Annotated in this window: 12 protein-coding genes; 4 read left to right on the top strand and 8 right to left on the bottom strand. The window is 75.0% G+C overall.

Features of this window, described 5'->3' with window-relative positions:
- Window positions 1–228: 228 nt before the first annotated feature.
- Window positions 229–879 (bottom strand): MBL fold metallo-hydrolase, encoded by a 651-nt coding sequence (locus IEY94_RS04105; protein WP_189168625.1) that lies wholly within the window; start codon window positions 877–879, stop codon window positions 229–231.
- Window positions 880–1,120: 241 nt separating this feature from the next.
- On the opposite strand from IEY94_RS04105, the gene rsgA reads away from it, so the two are divergent.
- A complete protein-coding gene (rsgA, locus tag IEY94_RS04100; protein ID WP_189168624.1) occupies window positions 1,121–2,188 on the top strand; it encodes a ribosome small subunit-dependent GTPase A in 1,068 nt (355 codons plus the stop codon).
- Between the two features lie 497 nt (window positions 2,189–2,685).
- On the opposite strand, the gene IEY94_RS04095 is transcribed toward rsgA, so the two are convergent.
- From IEY94_RS04095 to IEY94_RS04080, 4 genes are all read right to left on the bottom strand, one after another.
- Window positions 2,686–3,183 carry a DUF456 domain-containing protein gene (locus IEY94_RS04095; RefSeq protein WP_189168623.1) on the bottom strand — a complete coding sequence of 166 codons (498 nt, stop codon included), beginning with the start codon at window positions 3,181–3,183 and terminating at the stop codon, window positions 2,686–2,688.
- A 39-nt stretch (window positions 3,184–3,222) separates the two neighbouring features.
- Window positions 3,223–4,713 (bottom strand): hypothetical protein, encoded by a 1,491-nt coding sequence (locus tag IEY94_RS04090; protein WP_189168622.1) that lies wholly within the window; start codon window positions 4,711–4,713, stop codon window positions 3,223–3,225.
- A gap of 231 nt (window positions 4,714–4,944) precedes the next feature.
- Complete coding sequence (locus IEY94_RS04085) at window positions 4,945–5,523, bottom strand: FKBP-type peptidyl-prolyl cis-trans isomerase (protein WP_189168818.1); 579 nt, start codon at window positions 5,521–5,523, stop codon at window positions 4,945–4,947.
- A 149-nt stretch (window positions 5,524–5,672) separates the two neighbouring features.
- Entirely contained in the window at window positions 5,673–6,284 is a 612-nt protein-coding gene (locus IEY94_RS04080) for a hypothetical protein (protein ID WP_189168621.1), read from the bottom strand.
- Window positions 6,285–6,514: 230 nt separating this feature from the next.
- Here IEY94_RS04080 and IEY94_RS04075 point away from each other — a divergent pair, with 230 nt between their 5' ends.
- A complete protein-coding gene (locus IEY94_RS04075; protein ID WP_189168620.1) occupies window positions 6,515–8,338 on the top strand; it encodes an AfsR/SARP family transcriptional regulator in 1,824 nt (607 codons plus the stop codon).
- An 8-nt stretch (window positions 8,339–8,346) separates the two neighbouring features.
- Here IEY94_RS04075 and gsmA read toward each other — a convergent pair whose 3' ends face one another.
- Complete coding sequence (gene gsmA / locus IEY94_RS04070; RefSeq protein ID WP_189168619.1) at window positions 8,347–9,426, bottom strand: sporangiospore maturation cell wall hydrolase GsmA; 1,080 nt, start codon at window positions 9,424–9,426, stop codon at window positions 8,347–8,349.
- Between the two features lie 192 nt (window positions 9,427–9,618).
- Here gsmA and typA point away from each other — a divergent pair, with 192 nt between their 5' ends.
- Window positions 9,619–11,487, top strand: coding sequence for a translational GTPase TypA (gene typA, locus IEY94_RS04065; RefSeq protein WP_189168618.1), 1,869 nt, complete (start codon window positions 9,619–9,621; stop codon window positions 11,485–11,487).
- A gap of 159 nt (window positions 11,488–11,646) precedes the next feature.
- Here the strand turns inward: typA and IEY94_RS04060 are convergent, their stop codons facing one another.
- Window positions 11,647–12,726: a TerC family protein gene (locus IEY94_RS04060; protein WP_373291189.1), complete on the bottom strand. Its 1,080-nt coding sequence runs from the start codon at window positions 12,724–12,726 to the stop codon at window positions 11,647–11,649.
- A gap of 414 nt (window positions 12,727–13,140) precedes the next feature.
- On the opposite strand from IEY94_RS04060, the gene IEY94_RS04055 reads away from it, so the two are divergent.
- A complete protein-coding gene (locus IEY94_RS04055; protein WP_189168616.1) occupies window positions 13,141–14,376 on the top strand; it encodes an outer membrane protein assembly factor BamB family protein in 1,236 nt (411 codons plus the stop codon).
- 70 nt (window positions 14,377–14,446) lie between these two features.
- Here the strand turns inward: IEY94_RS04055 and uvrB are convergent, their stop codons facing one another.
- A complete protein-coding gene (gene uvrB / locus IEY94_RS04050; protein ID WP_189168615.1) occupies window positions 14,447–16,582 on the bottom strand; it encodes an excinuclease ABC subunit UvrB in 2,136 nt (711 codons plus the stop codon).
- Window positions 16,583–16,862: the final 280 nt, after the last annotated feature.

Raw genomic sequence — 16,862 nt, 5'->3', positions numbered from 1 at the left:
ATCCTCCGCCGGTGGCGCAAGCACACGTGAATCAGCCGATCATCGAGCGAGGTCGAGCTGTCCAGCCGCCGGACGCTGGTGACAGCCGTCCGGAGGTAGCCGGCCCGGCGGCGCCGCACCGTCGGCATTGAATGCCGGTTACTCCGCGGCTCCTTCGATGTTGGGACGCCTCGGCGGTTGTGCTCGTCCTCGTACGCGAACCAGCGCATGAGGTCGCGGACTGCGTGCCTACCAGCCGCGCGCTCGCCAGTCGGGGATGCTGGGCCGCTCGACCCCGAGCGTCGAATCCTTGCCGTGACCGGGGTAGAACCACGTTTCGTCGGGCAGTCGACCGAAAATCTTGGTTTCAAGATCGGTCATGAGGCTGGCGAACTCCTCTTCGCTTGTTGTCCGCCCGGGACCGCCCGGGAAGAGCGAGTCGCCGGTGAACAGGTGCGGGACGCCGGCCGGGTCGCGGTACAGCAGCGCCAGCGCGCCCGGCGTGTGCCCGGCCAGGTGGATCACCTCCAGCGCGCACTCCCCCACCGCGATCGCGTCGCCCTCGGCCACCGGCTCCGGCGGGCCGGGGATCGCCGGCGCGTCCGCGGCGTGGGCCAGGCTGCGCGCGCCGGTCGCGGCGACCACCTCGGCGAGCGCCCGGACGTGGTCCCAGTGCCGGTGCGTCGTCACCACCGTGCGCAGGCCGGCGGGGCCGGCCAGGTCGAGCAGGCGCTCCGGCTCGGCGGCGGCGTCGACGAGGAGCTGCTCCCCGGTCCGGCGGCAGCGCAGCAGGTACGCGTTGTTGTCGAAGTCGCTGACCGACACCTTCGTGATGACCAGCTCCGCCAGCTCGCGAACGGCCGGCGGGCCGCCCGGCCGGACCTCCCCGGTGTACGACATGGGTCCCCTCCCGTCCCCGTGACCCTTTCCCGTGCCCCCGCGACCCTATCCGCCGAAATTCGATTGGCGGTACCCCGCGGCGCCCCTACCGTGAAGTGGTCCACAGCGCGACGCCGACGCGGCGTCCGGGTCGAGGAGGGGGTGAGGGTCATGGGTCACGCGACCGCGCCGGGCCCCCGGCGCACGGCGGGGCAGTACCGCCGCACCTGATCACTCCCGCACTCCCGCGAAGGACACCGAAATGAGCATCGACCTCGCGTCCCTGGGCTGGGACGCCGGTTTCGCGTCGGCCCTACCGGCCGACGAACCCGAGCTGCGACCGGGCCGGATCACCCGGGTCGACCGCGGCATCGGCACCGTACTGACCGCCGACGGGCCGGTCCGCGCCTCGCTCGGCGGCGACCTGCTCGCCGCCGCGGCGCGCGACCCGGTGGCGCTGCCGTGCGCCGGCGACTGGGTGGCCGTGCGGCACTGGCCGGACGGCCGGCTCACCGCCGAGCTGGTCCTGCCCCGGCGCAGCGCCGTGGTGCGGCGGACGTCGGACAAGGACTCCACGGGCCAGGTGCTCGCGGCGAACCTGGACGTCGCCGCCGTGGTCGAGCCCGTCGACCCCGGGCCCGACCTCGGCCGGATCGAGCGGCTGCTCGCCCTGGCCTGGGAGTCCGGCGCGCAGCCGATGGTCGTACTGACCAAGGCCGACGCCGCGGCCGACCCGGCCGCGATCGCGGAGCAGGTCGCCGACCTCGCGCCGGGGGTGCCGGTCGCGCCGGTGAGCGGCCGGACCGGCGCCGGCCTGGACGCGCTGGCCCCGCTGGTCGCCCCCGGCCGGACGCTCGGCCTGCTCGGCCCCTCCGGGGCGGGCAAGTCGACGCTGGTCAACGCCCTGGCCGGGGTGGCGGCGATGGCGGTGCAGGAGGTCCGCCGGGTCGACGGCAAGGGGCGGCACACGACGACCTACCGGGCGCTGGTCACCGTGGCCGGCGGCGGGGCGATCATCGACACGCCGGGCATCCGGGCGGTCGGCATGTACGACGGGGCCGAGGGCGTCGACCGGACGTTCGCCGAGGTACTGGAGCTGGTGGCGCGGTGCCGGTTCGCCGACTGCGGGCACGAGTCCGAGCCGGGGTGCGCGGTGCGCGCGGCGCTGGAGTCGGGGGACCTGTCGCGGCGCCGGTACGAGAGCTGGCGGAAGCTGGAGCGCGAGGTCGCCTACGAGGCGCGGCGCCGGGACGTCCGGCTGGCGGCCGAGGAGCGGGCCAAGTGGAAGCGGATCCACAAGGAGCAGCGGACGCTGTACCGCAACCGCTGAGCGGACGCCGCCGCACGCGGCAGCCGGCCGCGCCGCGGACGACGTGGGCGCCGGACGATGGCGCGGCGGGAACAGTCGGCGCGGCGGAACGGATGGCGCGGCGGAACGGATGGCGCGGGCCGGCTCCTGGCGGGGAGCCGGCCCGCGGTGCGGTCGGGGGCGGTGAGGCGCCCCCGTGGATGGTTGACCGCAGTGCCACTCCCGGTCCGGCGCCGCGGGTGGTCCGCCCCCGCCACCGGGGCGAGGTGGCTCCGGGGGCGCGGTCGCGGCAGGACCGGCCGGGATGTGGTCTTGCTCGTGCATCCGTCGACCAACGTACCGATGCCCGCCAGCGCCGCCGACCACGGAACGTTTCACGGTGTACCGCGGACGCAACTTTCCGTTACCGACTCCGGAAATGCCTGCCCGGGGCCAAGAAATGAGCCGCGTACGGCACCGATTTCACGCTTGACCGACTTGCTCAAGTGAAAATGCAGCCGCGTTGCCGGCGGCGGGCGTCACAGCGTGGAGATGACGCCGAGCAGCCAGGCCAGCCCGATCGCCACCGCGGCGGCGAACTCCACCAGCATCGAGATGCCCGCGGCGAGCAGCGCCTCCTTGGTCGACGGCCAGGCCCGCGCGTGGTCGCCCAGCCGGGCCCACTCGGCCAGCCACACGCCGAGGACGAAGCCGAGGGCGAGGCCGATCACCGGTATGACGAAGAAGCCCACGACGCCGAGCGCCGCGCCGCACAGCAGGGTCCGGTTCGGCACGCCCACGTCCTGCAGGCGCTTGCCGGGCCAGAGGAACTTGATCACCGTGGCGGCCAGGGCGAGGACCGTGGCCAGGCCGAGGACCGCCCACCGCTGCCAGCCCTCGCCGGCGACCAGCGCCCAGAGCAGCACGCCGCCCCAGCACAGGGCCAGGCCCGGCAGCACGGGCACGACGACGCCCAGCGCGCCGACGGCGATGATCAGTCCGGCGACGATGGTGACGACGAGGTCGGTGTGATCCACGGGAACACTGTGCCGTACGGCGGCGGGCGCCGCCAGCGGTCAGCGGCGCACGTAGTGGTTGAGCACCAGGTCGTCGTACGGGTCGTACTCGACCGGGGCGCGCATCACCGGCATCTGGCCCCACTTGGAGCGGACCTCGCCGGTGCGGCCGACCTCGATGCCGCTGTGGTCGTCGTAGACCCAGGAGACCCGCATGCCGTCGCCGGCCGGCTGGTTGGTCTGCCAGCGGCGGTAGCTGCCGTCGTTCCAGTACGCGTCGTCGCCGGGCGAGTCGAGCCACACGTCGTTGGTCGGCGACTGGCTGTACCAGGCGAAGGAGTGGCAGTTGTACCGTCGGGTCGGGCTGGACTCCTGCACCGCCCGCGGGAACTGGCCGTCGATCTGGCGCTGCACGTACCGCATCTCCGACTCGGTCATCTCCGAGCCCTGCCGCTGCGCGGTGACGCCGGTGCCGCGGGGGGTGCGGATGGTGATCGGCTCGTCGCCGCGGCTCGGGGTGTCGTCCGGGTCGTCGGTGTCCGGGCGGTCGCCGTCGCCGTCGTTGTCGCCGGGCTCGGTGGGCCGGTCACCGCCGGTGTCCGGGTCGGTCGGCCGGTCGCCGCCGTCCCCCGGCTCCGTCGGGCGATCACCGCCGGTGCCCGGCTCCGTGGGCCGGTCGCCGTCGTCGTCGCCGGGCTCCGTGGGCCGGTCGCCGCCGGTGTCGCCGGGCTCCGTCGGGCGGTCGCCGTCGCCGGGCTCGGTGGGGCGGTCGCCGCCGGTGCCCGGCTCGGTGGGGCGGTCGCCGTCGCCCGGCGGGTCGGCCAGCGCGTGCCGGGCGCCCGGCGCCGCGCGGTGCGCCGCCGCCGCGGACCGGACCGCCGCCAGCGCCGCGTCCGAGGCGCTCGGCTCGCCGCGCAGCAGCGCGACGCCGCGCCAGTCCCAGCCCTCGCGCACGGCCAGCGCCCGGCCGAGCGTCACGGTCGTGGCCTCCAGGCCGCCGGTGCCGTACAGGGTGCGCTCGGCCGCCTTGCGGGCGAACGCCCGCTCGCCCACGGCCAGCGCCGCGTCGAGCTGCGCGGGTTGCAGCGTCGCCAGCACCGGGGGCTGGCCCAGCAGGGTCTCGAGCTGCCACAGCTCGACCCGGGTGCGGTCCTGCTCGTCCTGCGTCGCCGCGGCGAGGCCGCGCGCGGCGGCGGCGTCGGTGGCCGTGCCGTACCGGCGCAGCAGCTCCGTTCCGGCGTCGCCGCGGCGCAGCAGCTCGCGGGCGCCGGTGAACCGCTGGGCCAGCTTCTCGAAGCCCTGCTGCGGGTTGTTGTAGGCGAGGATGTTGCCGAACAGCGGGTACGCCAGCGTCGCCCGGACCAGCGCCGCGGTGGACAGCCGGCGGGCCGTCGCGGCGGGCATCTGGGTGGCGTCGACCATCTGCCGGTACGAGGTGAACGCGGCCCAGCGGGCCGTGCCCGGCTGGTTCCGGAACGCGAAGTCGTCGGCCGGCGCAGCGCCGGCCGGCGTGCCGGTGACGGCGACGGTCAGGACGACCGCGGCCCCCACGCCGCGCCACCACCGGGCCCGCTGCCGGGATGCCCGTCGGGACCATGCGCCCCGCGTGGATGTGCGTCGCATCGCCGCCACCCCCGTTTCCCCTCACGGCATCGAAAGACGCCGATCAGGTTACTGTCCCGGGTGGTCGATGCCGCTATCGTCCGGTTGGCCACATCAGCCGCAGGTGACCCGGCGGGCACGGGGAGTACACACCGCGCCCGCCGGGGCCCGCACGCCGGACTACTTGGCCGCGAGGATGTCCACCACGAAGCGCAGCGCGCCGCCGGGGCGGCCGCCGGCCGGGGTCTCGCCGTACGCCTGGTCGGCCGGGATGTCGAGCTGCACCCGGCTGCCGACCTTCTGCCCGACGAGGCCGGCGTCCCAGCCCTTGATGACCTGGCCGACGCCGATGGCGAACTCGGCCGGCTGGCCGCTGTCCCAGGACGCGTCGAACTGCTTGCCGTCCTTGTACGTCACGCCCACGTAGTGCACGGTGATCGTCTGGCCGGACTTGACCTCCGCGCCGGTGCCCGGCTTGAGGACGGTGACCTTGAGCTTGTCGACCGCGCCGGTACCGGCGGTCACCTTCGGCTTGTCGCCCGGCGCGACCGGCGGCGCGGCGGACGCGCTGGCGGAGGCGTCCACGGTCGGCGAGCCGGGCTTGTCGTCGTCGCCGGTCAGCGCCACGATGCCGACGACCGCGCCGATCACCACGAGGACGGCGATGCCGGAGCCGATCCAGGCCGTCCGCTTGCGCTTGGCCTCCGCCGCCTTCTTCGCGGCCATCTCCTCCGCGATCCGCCGGGCCGCGCCGGACATGGAGGGGCGCACCCTCTGCTCGTTCTCGCTCACGTTTCCGCCTCAGTCGTCGTTCGGAACCCGGTATCGGCCCCGCGCCGGCACCCACCGTACTAAACCGCCCGGGCCGCCGGAGCCCGGCCATCGCGGCCTTCGGGCAGGTCAACCGGTCAGCCGGCGCCCGCGGCGGCCGGGAACGTCACGTCGGCGACGCGGCGGCCGCGCAGGGTCAGCACGGCGGTGCGGGTGGCCCGGGGCACGTCGAAGACGAGCTGCCCGGAGAGCTGGGACAGCGGACGCAGCGTATCGCCCGGGAGGTCCACGCGGAACGGGGTGAACTGCGCGCCGTTCGCAGTGAGCGCGAACCGGTCCCCGGCGTACCGCAGGGCGGCGTCCGGGCCGGCGGCCAGCGTGAGGTCGAGGGTGACCCGGCGGCTGCCCGCGGGCGCGCCCGGACTGTCGGCCACCCGGTCCACCCGGATGCTCGACGTGGTCGGCAGCGCGCCGCGCACGGCCGTCCCGGTACCGCTGAGGGTCACCGCCAGCAGCCACACCCCCGCGGCGACCAGGACCAGGCCGACGATCACCCGCTTGTCCAGCCGGCGGATCGGGCCGGCGGGCGCGCGGCGGGCGAACCGGCTCCGGCCGCCCATCGCGGCGAGCAGGACCGCGCCGGGCGGCGGGGCCGGGCCGGGCCGGGGGGCCGGGCCGGGCCGGTCGGGCGGCGGCTCGCGGCGGACCGCCGGACCGCCGCGACCGTTGCTGCGCCGCTGCCCCCGCACGCCGCCCCCTCCCCGTCGATGGTGCAAGCCGCCGGGGAATCCACGGTCCGGCGGCTCGCCCGGCGAGCGTGCCACCCGGCCCTGAGCGCCGCGTGTGGCCCGCCCGGGGCCCGGCTGAGGCCGCGGGCGGGCCGGCCCGGCGCCGCGGGTTTCCTTCAGCCCCGGGCGGGGGCGCCGATGGGAGAACAACGGCGGCGCGGATGCCCGCTGCGGATAAAAGGGGACAACCAGTGCGCGTGACCGTACTCGGCCGGCTCAGCGTCGCCGACGCCGACGGCCGCGCCCTGCCCATCGAGGGCCTCCCCCGCCGCGCCCGCCAGGTGCTCTGCGTGCTCGCGGCCCGGCACGACCGGCCCCAGTCCAAGGACGCGCTGGCCGACGCCGTGTGGGGCGAGGACCTGCCCGGCAACCACGTCGCCGCGCTGGAGCACTACGTCTCGCTGATCCGGCGCACCCTGCAGCCGGGCCGGCCGACCGCCGAGTCGTTCATCGTGACCCGGGCCGGCGGGTACCTGTTCACCACGCAGCGCGCCGAGCTGGACCTGGCCGACCTGCGCGGCGCCGTCCGGGCCGCCGACGAGCACCCGGCCGGCGCCCCCGCCCGGCTCGCCCTGCGCCAGCGGGTGCTGGACCTGGCCGAGGACCTGCCGTTCGCCGACGACCAGTACGCCGAGTGGGCCGGCGGCCCGCGGGCCGAGGTCCGGGACGCGATGCTGCTCGCCCTCTGCGAGCTGGCCGAGGACGCCGCCCCCACCGACCCGGCCCGGTCGCTGCGGCTGGCCGGCGACGCCGTCGCCCTCGACCGGTACGCCGAGGCGCCGTACCGGCTGGCCATGCGCGCCGCCGCCGACCTGGGCCGCACCGACGACGCACTGCGCTGGTACGACCGCTGCCAGCAGGCGCTCGACGAGGAGCTGGGCGTGCCGCCGTCGGTGGAGACCGCCAACCTGCGCGCCGCGATCGTGGCCCGGCGGGGGCAGGCGTCCGCGCCCCGGCCGACCCCGGCGGCGCCCGCGGCCGAGCCGGACCGGCTGTTCCTCGGCCGGCGGGCCGAGCTGGACCTGCTGCTCGGCGACGCCGCCCCGCGCGTGGTGCACCTGGTCGGGCCGATCGGCTCGGGCAAGTCGGCGCTGCTCGCCGAGGTCGCCCGCCGCGCCCCCGCCCGGGTCGGCCCCGGCCGCGGGCCGGGCGCCGGCGCGACCGACACGCTGCGGCTGAGCTGGCTGCGCTCCGCGCTGGACGCCCTCGGCGCCGGCGCGGCCGCGCGGGCCGCCGTGGAGACGGCGATGGCCGAGCGGCGCGCGCTGTCGGTGGCCGAGCTGACCGCGATCGCCGACGCGCTGCGCGAGCTGGACCGCCCGGTGCTGACCGTGGACGACGCCACCGAGCTGGACGCGGACAGCGTCAACGAGCTGGGCTGGCTGCGCGACCACTGCCCCGGGCTGCGGCTGGCGCTGGCCTACCCGTACCCGTCGGCGCTGGCCGGGCGGCCGCTGGCCAACCTCGGCGCCGACCTGGTGCTGCGGCTGGAGCCGCTGACCGAGGCCGACCTGGAGCCCGTACCGGGCGGGTGGGTCGCCACCGGCGGCATCCCCGCGCTGGTCGGCGTCGTCGCCGCGCCGGACTCGGTGGCCGGTTCGGTGGCGATGCACGTGGCCCGGGTCCGGGTGCGGGCGCTGCCGCCGTCGGCGTGGGAGATCCTGCGGCTGTGCGCGACCGTCGGGCCGCTGGCCGTCGGCGAGCTGCGCGAGCTGACCGCGCTGGCGCTGCCCGAGGTGCTCTCGGGCGTGGACCAGCTCGTCCACGCGCACCTGCTCACCGAGGACGTCGAGGGCCGGGTGGCGCTGCGCGCCGAGCTGATCCGGGCGGCGATCGACGGGCAGGTCTCCGGCGCCCACCGGGCGCACCTGGTCGAGCGGCGGGACGCCGTCCGGGCGCGGACCGCGGTGCCGACCGCGCCGGCCGCGGCGCTGGACGCCCGGCCGCCGGTGCCGGGCCGGCGCCGGCGGATGACCCCGACGGACACCTGGAACCTGAACCTCAACCGCGGCTGACGCCGGGCTCAGTTGAAGCGGTACAGGTTGTACCGGCTCATGATCCGGATCAGGTTCCGCGCGTACACCGGCGAGGTCGCGTATCCGGCCCTGTGGATGGCGGCGGCGAACCGGCCCGGCGACAGGTAGTAGCGGAACGCGCCCCGGTACCGGGGCCGCTCGGCCAGCCACTTCGCGTGGTCCAGCATCGACCCGGCCAGGTTCCGGTACACCCGGAACGTCGCCCGCGTCCGCCAGCACTTGCCGCCGCCGCACTCGTGCGTGGCGTATCCGCGGCAGCCGATCGCGATCGTCCCCGGCGCGCCGAAGCACTTGATCCCGAAGTAGTTGTGGTCCCGCCGGGTCAGCAGGCTCTTGCCCCAGCCGGACTCCAGGATCGCCTGGGCGATCGTCACGGACGCGGGCACCCGGTACCGGGCCTGGCTCATCCGCGCGCCCGGCGCCACCCGGCGGATGAAGTTCGACGGCGTCGGCGGTACGGTCCAGCCGGCCTGGCCGCACCACGGCAGCGACGGCCGGCCGGGGCGCCACAGGGTGAGCGCGTCGGGCACCTGCCGGCCGGTGGCCAGCACGTTCCAGATCGGGCTGGTGGTCGCCGGCCCGCGGACCCGCTGCCCCCACTGCTGGCAGGCGACGCCGAACCGCTGCCGGTTGCTCAGCCGGCCCACGGCCGGGTGCCGGGTGTCGGGGCCGCGCCGGATGATCACCCCGGTGCCCCGGGTGTACGCGGTGGCGGTGGCCCGCACGCCGGTCGCGCTGCACCACGGCACGGCCCGGTTCGGCCGCCAGGCCACGAAGCCGTCCGAGATGAACGCGCCGGTGGTGAGCTTGTTCCAGTACCCGGTGGTGCGCACCCGCCCGGCCACGTTCTGGCCGAACATCTGGCACAGCACGCTCAGCCGCGCGCCGTGCGGCACCGACCCGACCACCCGGTTGAAGGCCGTCGTCGGCCCGCTGCGCAGCGCGACCACGCTGCCGCCGCTGGACACCGTCGCCGACCGCGCCACGGCCGCCGCCGGCGGCGCCGCCACCAGCGCAGCCGCCGCCGCGGTCACCATGATCGAAATACTCGCACCGAGCCGTCGCACGCGGTCCCCCTCCGCCGCCGGGTCCGCCCCCGCTGGGCCCGGCCGCATCGATGCTATGGGCGGTTCCGGGGCAACGTGAGGTTTCCGTCGATTACCACCGGACGGGGGTGGGTACCCCATCCGTCGGCCACCGGCGGCGGCCGCGGGGACCCGGGGGCCGCCCGGCCGCGGGGAGGCGGGAAGATGATGACCATGCAGACCCGATCGGATCTCCGCAACGTCGCCATCGTCGCCCACGTCGACCACGGCAAGACCACCCTCGTGGACGCCATGCTGCGCCAGGGCGGCGCCTTCTCCGCGCGGGCCGAGGTCGCCGACCGGGTCATGGACTCGATGGACCTGGAGCGGGAGAAGGGCATCACGATCCTGGCCAAGAACACGGCCATCGCGTACAACCCCGCCGACGGGTCCGCGCCCGTCACCATCAACATCATCGACACCCCCGGCCACGCCGACTTCGGCGGCGAGGTCGAGCGCGGCCTGACCATGGTCGACGGCGTCGTCCTGCTCGTCGACGCGAGCGAGGGGCCGCTGCCGCAGACCCGGTTCGTGCTGCGCAAGGCGCTCAAGGCCCGGCTGCCGATCATCCTGGTGATCAACAAGGTGGACCGGCCGGACGCCCGGATCAGCGAGGTCATCGACGAGACGTACGAGCTGTTCCTCGACCTCGACGCCGACGCCGACCAGATCGAGTTCCCGATCATCTATGCCTGCGCCCGCGACGGCGTCGCCTCGCTGACCAAGCCCGACGACGGCTCCGTGCCGGCCGACAGCGACTCGCTGGAGCCGCTGTTCCGCACGCTGCTCGACACGATCCCCGCCCCCGCGTACGACGAGGCCGCCCCGCTGCAGGCGCACGTCACCAACCTCGACGCCTCGCCGTTCCTCGGCCGGCTGGCGCTGTGCCGGGTGCGCCAGGGCACCATCCGCAAGGGCCAGACGGTCGCCTGGTGCCGGACCGACGGCAGCACCGCCAACGTGCGGATCTCCGAGCTGCTGATGACGTACGGCCTGGAGCGCAGGACCGCCGACTCGGCCGGCCCCGGCGACATCATCGCCATCGCCGGCATCCCCGACATCATGATCGGCGAGACCCTGGCCGACGCGGAGAACCCGGTGCCGCTGCCGCTGATCACCGTGGACGAGCCGGCCATCTCGATGGTCATCGGCACCAACACCTCGCCGCTGGTCGGCAAGGTCAAGGGCGGCAAGGTGACCGCCCGGATGGTCAAGGACCGGCTGGACAAGGAGCTGGTCGGCAACGTCTCGCTGCGGGTCCTGCCGACCGAGCGCCCGGACGCCTGGGAGGTGCAGGGCCGCGGCGAGCTGGCCCTGGCCATCCTGGTCGAGCAGATGCGCCGCGAGTCGTACGAGCTGACCATCGGCAAGCCGCAGGTCGTCACGCAGGAGATCGACGGCCGGACGTGCGAGCCGATGGAGCGGCTGACCATCGACGCGCCCGAGGAGTACATGGGCGCGATCACCCAGCTCCTGTCCACCCGCAAGGGGCGGATGGAGCAGTTCACCAACCACAACACCGGCTGGATCCGGATGGAGTGGCTGATCCCGGCGCGCGGGCTGATCGGCTTCCGCACCGAGTTCCTGACCGAGACCCGCGGCACCGGGATCGCCCACCACGTGTTCGAGGCGTACGAGCCGTGGCACGGCGACCTGCGCACCCGCAACAGCGGCTCGCTGGTCGCGGACCGGACCGGCGTGGTGACGCCGTTCGCGATGCTCAACCTGCAGGAGCGCGGGCAGCTCTTCGTCGAGCCGACCACCGAGGTGTACGAGGGCATGATCGTCGGGGAGAACTCCCGGGCCGACGACATGGACGTCAACATCACCAAGGAGAAGAAGCTGACGAACATGCGCTCGTCCACCGCCGAGGAGACCGAGAAGGTCATCCCGCCGCGGCGGCTGTCGCTGGAGCAGGCGCTGGAGTTCTGCCGCGACGACGAGTGCGTGGAGGTCACGCCGGTGGCGGTCCGGCTGCGCAAGGTGGTCCTGGACGCCACCCAGCGGGCCCGGCTCACGGCCCGCCGCAAGCACCAGGGCTGATCCCCGGATCCATCGCGCCGCCCGACCTCTGCGGGGTCGGGCGGCGCGCCGCGTCGGGGGGTGATCGCGGGGCGCTGGCCGGGCACGGTCCGGGTGGGGGCGCGGCCCGGGTGGGGGCACGGTCCGGGCCGGGCGCGGCCCGGATGGGGCGCGGCCCGGTCAGCGGTCGGGGTCGGCGGGCGGCGTGCCGGTGGGGTCCCCGGACGTACCGGCGGCGCCGGCCGATACCGCGCGGCGGGCGTCGCGGCGGGTCTTCCACAGGCTCGCGGCCGCCGCGATGGCGAGCGTGCCGATGATGACCGACAGCGACACCTTGATGTCGATGTGCGGCGCCCAGCCGATCGGCTCGCCGCCGTTGAGGAACGGCACGTTGTTGCCGTGCAGCGCCTCGAAGATCAGCTTCACGCCGATGAAGCCGAGGACGACCGCCAGGCCCAGCGACAGGTACACCAGCCGGTCGAGCAGCCCGCCGAGCAGGAAGTACAACTGGCGCAGGCCCATCAGCGCGAACACGTTCGCGGTGAACACCAGGTACGGCTCCTTGGTCAGCCCGAAAATCGCCGGGATCGAGTCCAGGGCGAAGATCAGGTCTGTGGTGCCGATGGCGATCATCACGAGCAGCATCGGGGTGAAGATCCGCCGCCCGGCCTCGGTGACCGTGGTCAGCCGCGCGCCGTGGTACTCCGGGCCGACCCGCAGCGCCCGGCGGGCCCAGCGGATGACGATGTTCTCCTTGTAGTCGCCGGCCTCGTCCTCGCCGTGCCGGGCCAGCCCGATCGCGGTGTAGATCAGGAACGCGCCGAACAGGTAGAACACCCAGACGAACTGGTCGATCAGCGCGGCGCCGGCGGCGATGAACACGCCGCGCAGCAGCAGCGCGAGGATGATGCCGATCATGAGCACGGTCTGCTGGTACGCCCGCGGCACCGCGAACCGGCTCATGATGATCACGAAGACGAACAGGTTGTCGATCGACAGGCTGTACTCGGTCAGCCAGCCGGCGTAGAACTCCTGCGCGGCGACGCCGCCGGAGGCCAGCCAGATGCCGCCGCCGAACAGCAGCGCCAGCGCGACGTAGAAGAGAACCCAGCTCGTCGACTCGCGCATGCTCGGCTCGTGCGGGCGGCGCCCGACGATGAGCAGGTCGACGGCCAACAGGGCCATGGTGGCGACGAGGGTGGCGACCCACACCCACACGGGCACGTTCAAAGCAGACCTCCGGCAGACACGGCTCGACATGGCCGTACCCCGGCGGGGCCGCCCACGCACCTCACAAACCTGACTGCGGAGGTCTCTCCCGCCGCCCGGCCGGAAGCGCCGGGCGACCGGCGGGGCCGGGTGGTCCGCCGGGAAACCCGGCCGCCACCGTGCTGACGACTCCGCCGCGAGGGAATACTCCCCTCCCTGTCGCGGCCAATTCTTACCCAGCAACCCAAGATCCGCACAGGGGGGCGGGCCCCGGCTCCACCTAACGGTGCGGAAGGTCACTATTCGCACCGCGGCCTAGGAAGCTAGGTGACCGGTTCCCGGCCCGCGGCGCGGCCGGCCCCGGGTGCGGTGGCGTGAGCACCCGGAGGGGTGGGTTACCGCGTGCCGGCGGCGGTGCGCGCGTACGTTGGGGGAAGGGATGCCGAGCACACACGGGGGTGCACGATGCGGCCTTGGCGCCTGCTGGCGGCCGCCGCCGCGATCCTGGTCGGTTCGACCTCGGTCGCTGCCGGCCCGGCCGCGCCCGCGCCGGCCGCCCGCGCAACCGGCTCGGCCTCCCCCGCGAGCGACCCGCCCACCCGCGGCACGGCCGCCGGGGCCACGGCTGCCCGCGCCGCGGCCGGCCGGGGTGCGGCCGGCTGGGGCACGGGCGGCTACGGGCCCGGCAACACCGGGTATCAGCCGGACGAGCGGCGGATCACCGCCCGCACCGTCGGCGGCCTCCGGCTCGCCTGGCAGCGCGGGCCCAGCCTCGACGACGCGGACTGCCGCCGGGTCGGCGAGCCGGTCGTCGCCGACGGCCACGCGTACGTCGGGGACGGCGGCGGGGTCCGGGCGATCCGGGTGGCCGGCGCCGGTACCGGGCGGTGGGCGTTCGGCTACGACCAGCCGTACGACGAGTACGCGCAGTTCCTGGCCGTCGCCGGGGACCTGCTGCTGGTGGGCCTCAACGACTGCGCGCAGTTCGAGCCGTACGGGCAGGTCCTCGGCCTGGACCGGGCCAGCGGGGAGCAGCGGTGGGCCGGGTTCACCGGTCCGCCGTCGACCGCGATGGTCGCCGACCGGGGCGTGGTCGTGCTCGCCGGCGGCGGCCGGGTGCGGGCGTTCGACGTCCGGGACGGCCGGCAGCGCTGGGCGACGGCCGGCGCCGACCTGTACCGCGGGGTGAGCGCCGGCGGCCGCCTGCTGCTGACCACCGCGACCGGCAGTACGGCGGTGGGGATCGCCGACGGCGGCGTCCGCTGGCGCAGCCGCACCCGGTGGCGCGCGCTGGCCGCCACGCCGGACGGCCGGCACCTGCTGGCCGCGGCGCCCGACGACGCCGTCGCCCTGCTCGACGCCCGGACCGGCGCGGTGCGCTGGCGGCGCGTCGCCGGCGCCGGCGACGCGGCCGTCGACGACCGCCGGGCGTACCTGGCCCGGGGCCGCACGCTGACCGCGCTGTGGCTGCACTCCGGCCGCCCGGACTGGCGCCGCGAGCTGCCCGGCGCCGTCGGCCGCCCGACCCGGGCCGCCGACCTGGTGTACGCGACGGTGGCCGGCCGGCCGCTGGCGGTGCTGCGGGCGGCGAACGGCGGCGCGACGGTCTCCCCCGTCGCCGCCGCCACCGGGTACGCGGTCGTGGCCGACGGCCGCCTCTACACCACCGACGGCACCACCCTGCGGGTCCACGCCCGCTGACGCCGGCCGCCGGAGCGGCGTCGGCCCGTGGGCGCCGCCCGCCGCGAGCGTCCCGTCGGGCGGCGGGCGGTCACGTGACGCCGGCGGTGTCCATCGCGCGCAGCTCCTTCTTCAGCTCGCCGATCTCGTCCCGGATCCGGGCGGCCAGCTCGAACTGCAGCTCGCGGGCCGCGCCGAGCATCTGCTCGTTCAGCTCCTGGATCAGCGCCGCGAGGTCCGCCCGGGCCATCCCGGCCGCGGACGGCGTGGTCACGCCGGCGCGCGCCCGCGACCGGGTCTCGGGCACCGGCGCCTTGCCGCGGCTCATCTGCCGGCCGGCGCCGCCGACGATCGCGCCGCCGGGGCCGTGGCCGCCCAGCGCCGACTCGGTGTCCGCCGCGTCGCGCCAGATGTCGTCGAGGATGTCGTGGATCTTCTTGCGCAGCGGCGCCGGCGTGATGCCGTTGGCCTCGTTGTGCGCGACCTGCTTGGCCCGGCGCCGGTCGGTCTCGTCGATCGCGTCGCGCATCGACGGCGTGATCTTGTCGGCGTACATGTGCACCTGGCCGGAGACGTTGCGGGCCGCGCGGCCGATCGTCTGGATCAGCGACCGGCCGCTGCGCAGGAAGCCCTCCTTGTCGGCGTCGAGGATCGCCACCAGCGACACCTCGGGCAGGTCCAGGCCCTCGCGCAGCAGGTTGATGCCGACCAGGACGTCGTAGTCGCCCTTGCGCAGCTCGCGCAGCAGCTCGACCCGGCGCAGGGTGTCGACCTCGGAGTGCAGGTACCGCACCCGGATGCCGTGCTCCAGCAGGTAGTCGGTGAGGTCCTCGGCCATCTTCTTGGTCAGCGTGGTGACCAGCACCCGCTCGTCCCGCTCGACCCGGCCGCGGATCTCGTGCATCAGGTCGTCGATCTGGCCCTTGGTCGGCTTGACCACGACCTCGGGGTCGACCAGGCCGGTCGGCCGGATGACCTGCTCGACGTACTCGCCCTGCGCGTGCTCCATCTCCCAGGAGCCCGGCGTCGCCGACAGCATCACCATCTGGCCGACCCGCTCGAGAAACTCGTCGAACCGCAGCGGCCGGTTGTCGGCGGCGCTGGGCAGCCGGAAGCCGTGGTCGACGAGGATCCGCTTGCGCGAGGCGTCGCCCTCGTACATGCCGCCGATCTGCGGGACGGTCACGTGCGACTCGTCGATGACGGTGAGGAAGTCGTCCGGGAAGTAGTCGAGCAGGCAGTGCGGCGCCTCGCCGGGCTGCCTGCCGTCGATGTGCAGCGAGTAGTTCTCGATGCCGGAGCAGAAGCCGATCTGCCGCATCATCTCGATGTCGTACGTGGTGCGCATCCGCAGCCGCTGCGACTCCAGCAGCTTCTGCTGGGTGTCCAGCTCGGCCAGCCGGGCCGCCAGCTCGACCTCGATGTCGCCGATCGCCCGCTCCATCCGCTCCGGGCCGGCGGCGTAGTGGCTGGCCGGGAAGATCAGCAACTGGTCGACCGCGCGGATGACGTCGCCGGTGAGCGGGTGCAGGTACGACAGCTTCTCGATCTCGTCGCCGAAGAACTCGATCCGGATCGCCAGCTCCTCGTACGCCGGGATGATCTCCAACGTGTCGCCCCGGACGCGGAACGTGCCGCGCTGGAACGCCATGTCGTTGCGGGTGTACTGGATCTCCACCAGGCGGCGCAGCAGCGCGTCCCGGTCGACCTCGGCGCCGACGGACACCCGGGCGGCCTGCTCCAGGTACTCCTGCGGGGTGCCCAGGCCGTAGATCGCGGAGACCGTCGCCACCACGATCACGTCGCGGCGGGTGAGCAGCGACATCGTCGCCGAGTGGCGCAGCCGCTCGACCTCCTCGTTGATCGAGGAGTCCTTCTCGATGTACGTGTCCGTCTGCGGGATGTACGCCTCGGGCTGGTAGTAGTCGTAGTACGACACGAAGTACTCGACGGCGTTGTGCGGCAGCAGCTCGCGGAACTCCTTGGCGAGCTGGGCGCAGAGCGTCTTGTTGGGCGCCAGCACCAGCGTGGGGCGCTGGAGCCGCTCGATCAGCCAGGCCGTCGTGGCGCTCTTGCCGGTGCCGGTGGCGCCGAGCAGGACCGTGTGCCGGTCGCCGCGGCGGACCCGGCGGGCCAGCTCGTCGATGGCCGCCGGCTGGTCGCCGGCCGGCTGGAACTCGCTGACGACGCGGAAGTCGCCGGCGACGCGGGGAATCTCGAGGCCCATGCCGACCAACCTACGCCGGGGGTCCGACAACCCGGCCGCGTACGGATGGCGCACGGCGGCCCGATATCGATTGTGCCGGCGGGTCGGCGTCGCTACCGTGTGCGTGGCCGCTCGCGGCGGCCATCGGGACGCCCGGCACCACCACGCTGTTATGACACTTTTGCGGCGTGCGGTGGGTGCCGCGGCCCGTCCCGTGGCGCGGTTGCTGCCCCGGTATCCACACCGGCGCGCGCACCCCCGGCCGCCGCGAGCGCGCACGTTCCGGCACAACCCCCGGGCG

This window comes from Pilimelia anulata (assembly GCF_014647895.1).
Taxonomy (GTDB): Bacteria; Actinomycetota; Actinomycetes; order Mycobacteriales; family Micromonosporaceae; genus Pilimelia; species Pilimelia anulata.
This window is presented reverse-complemented; position numbering and strand designations above follow the sequence as displayed.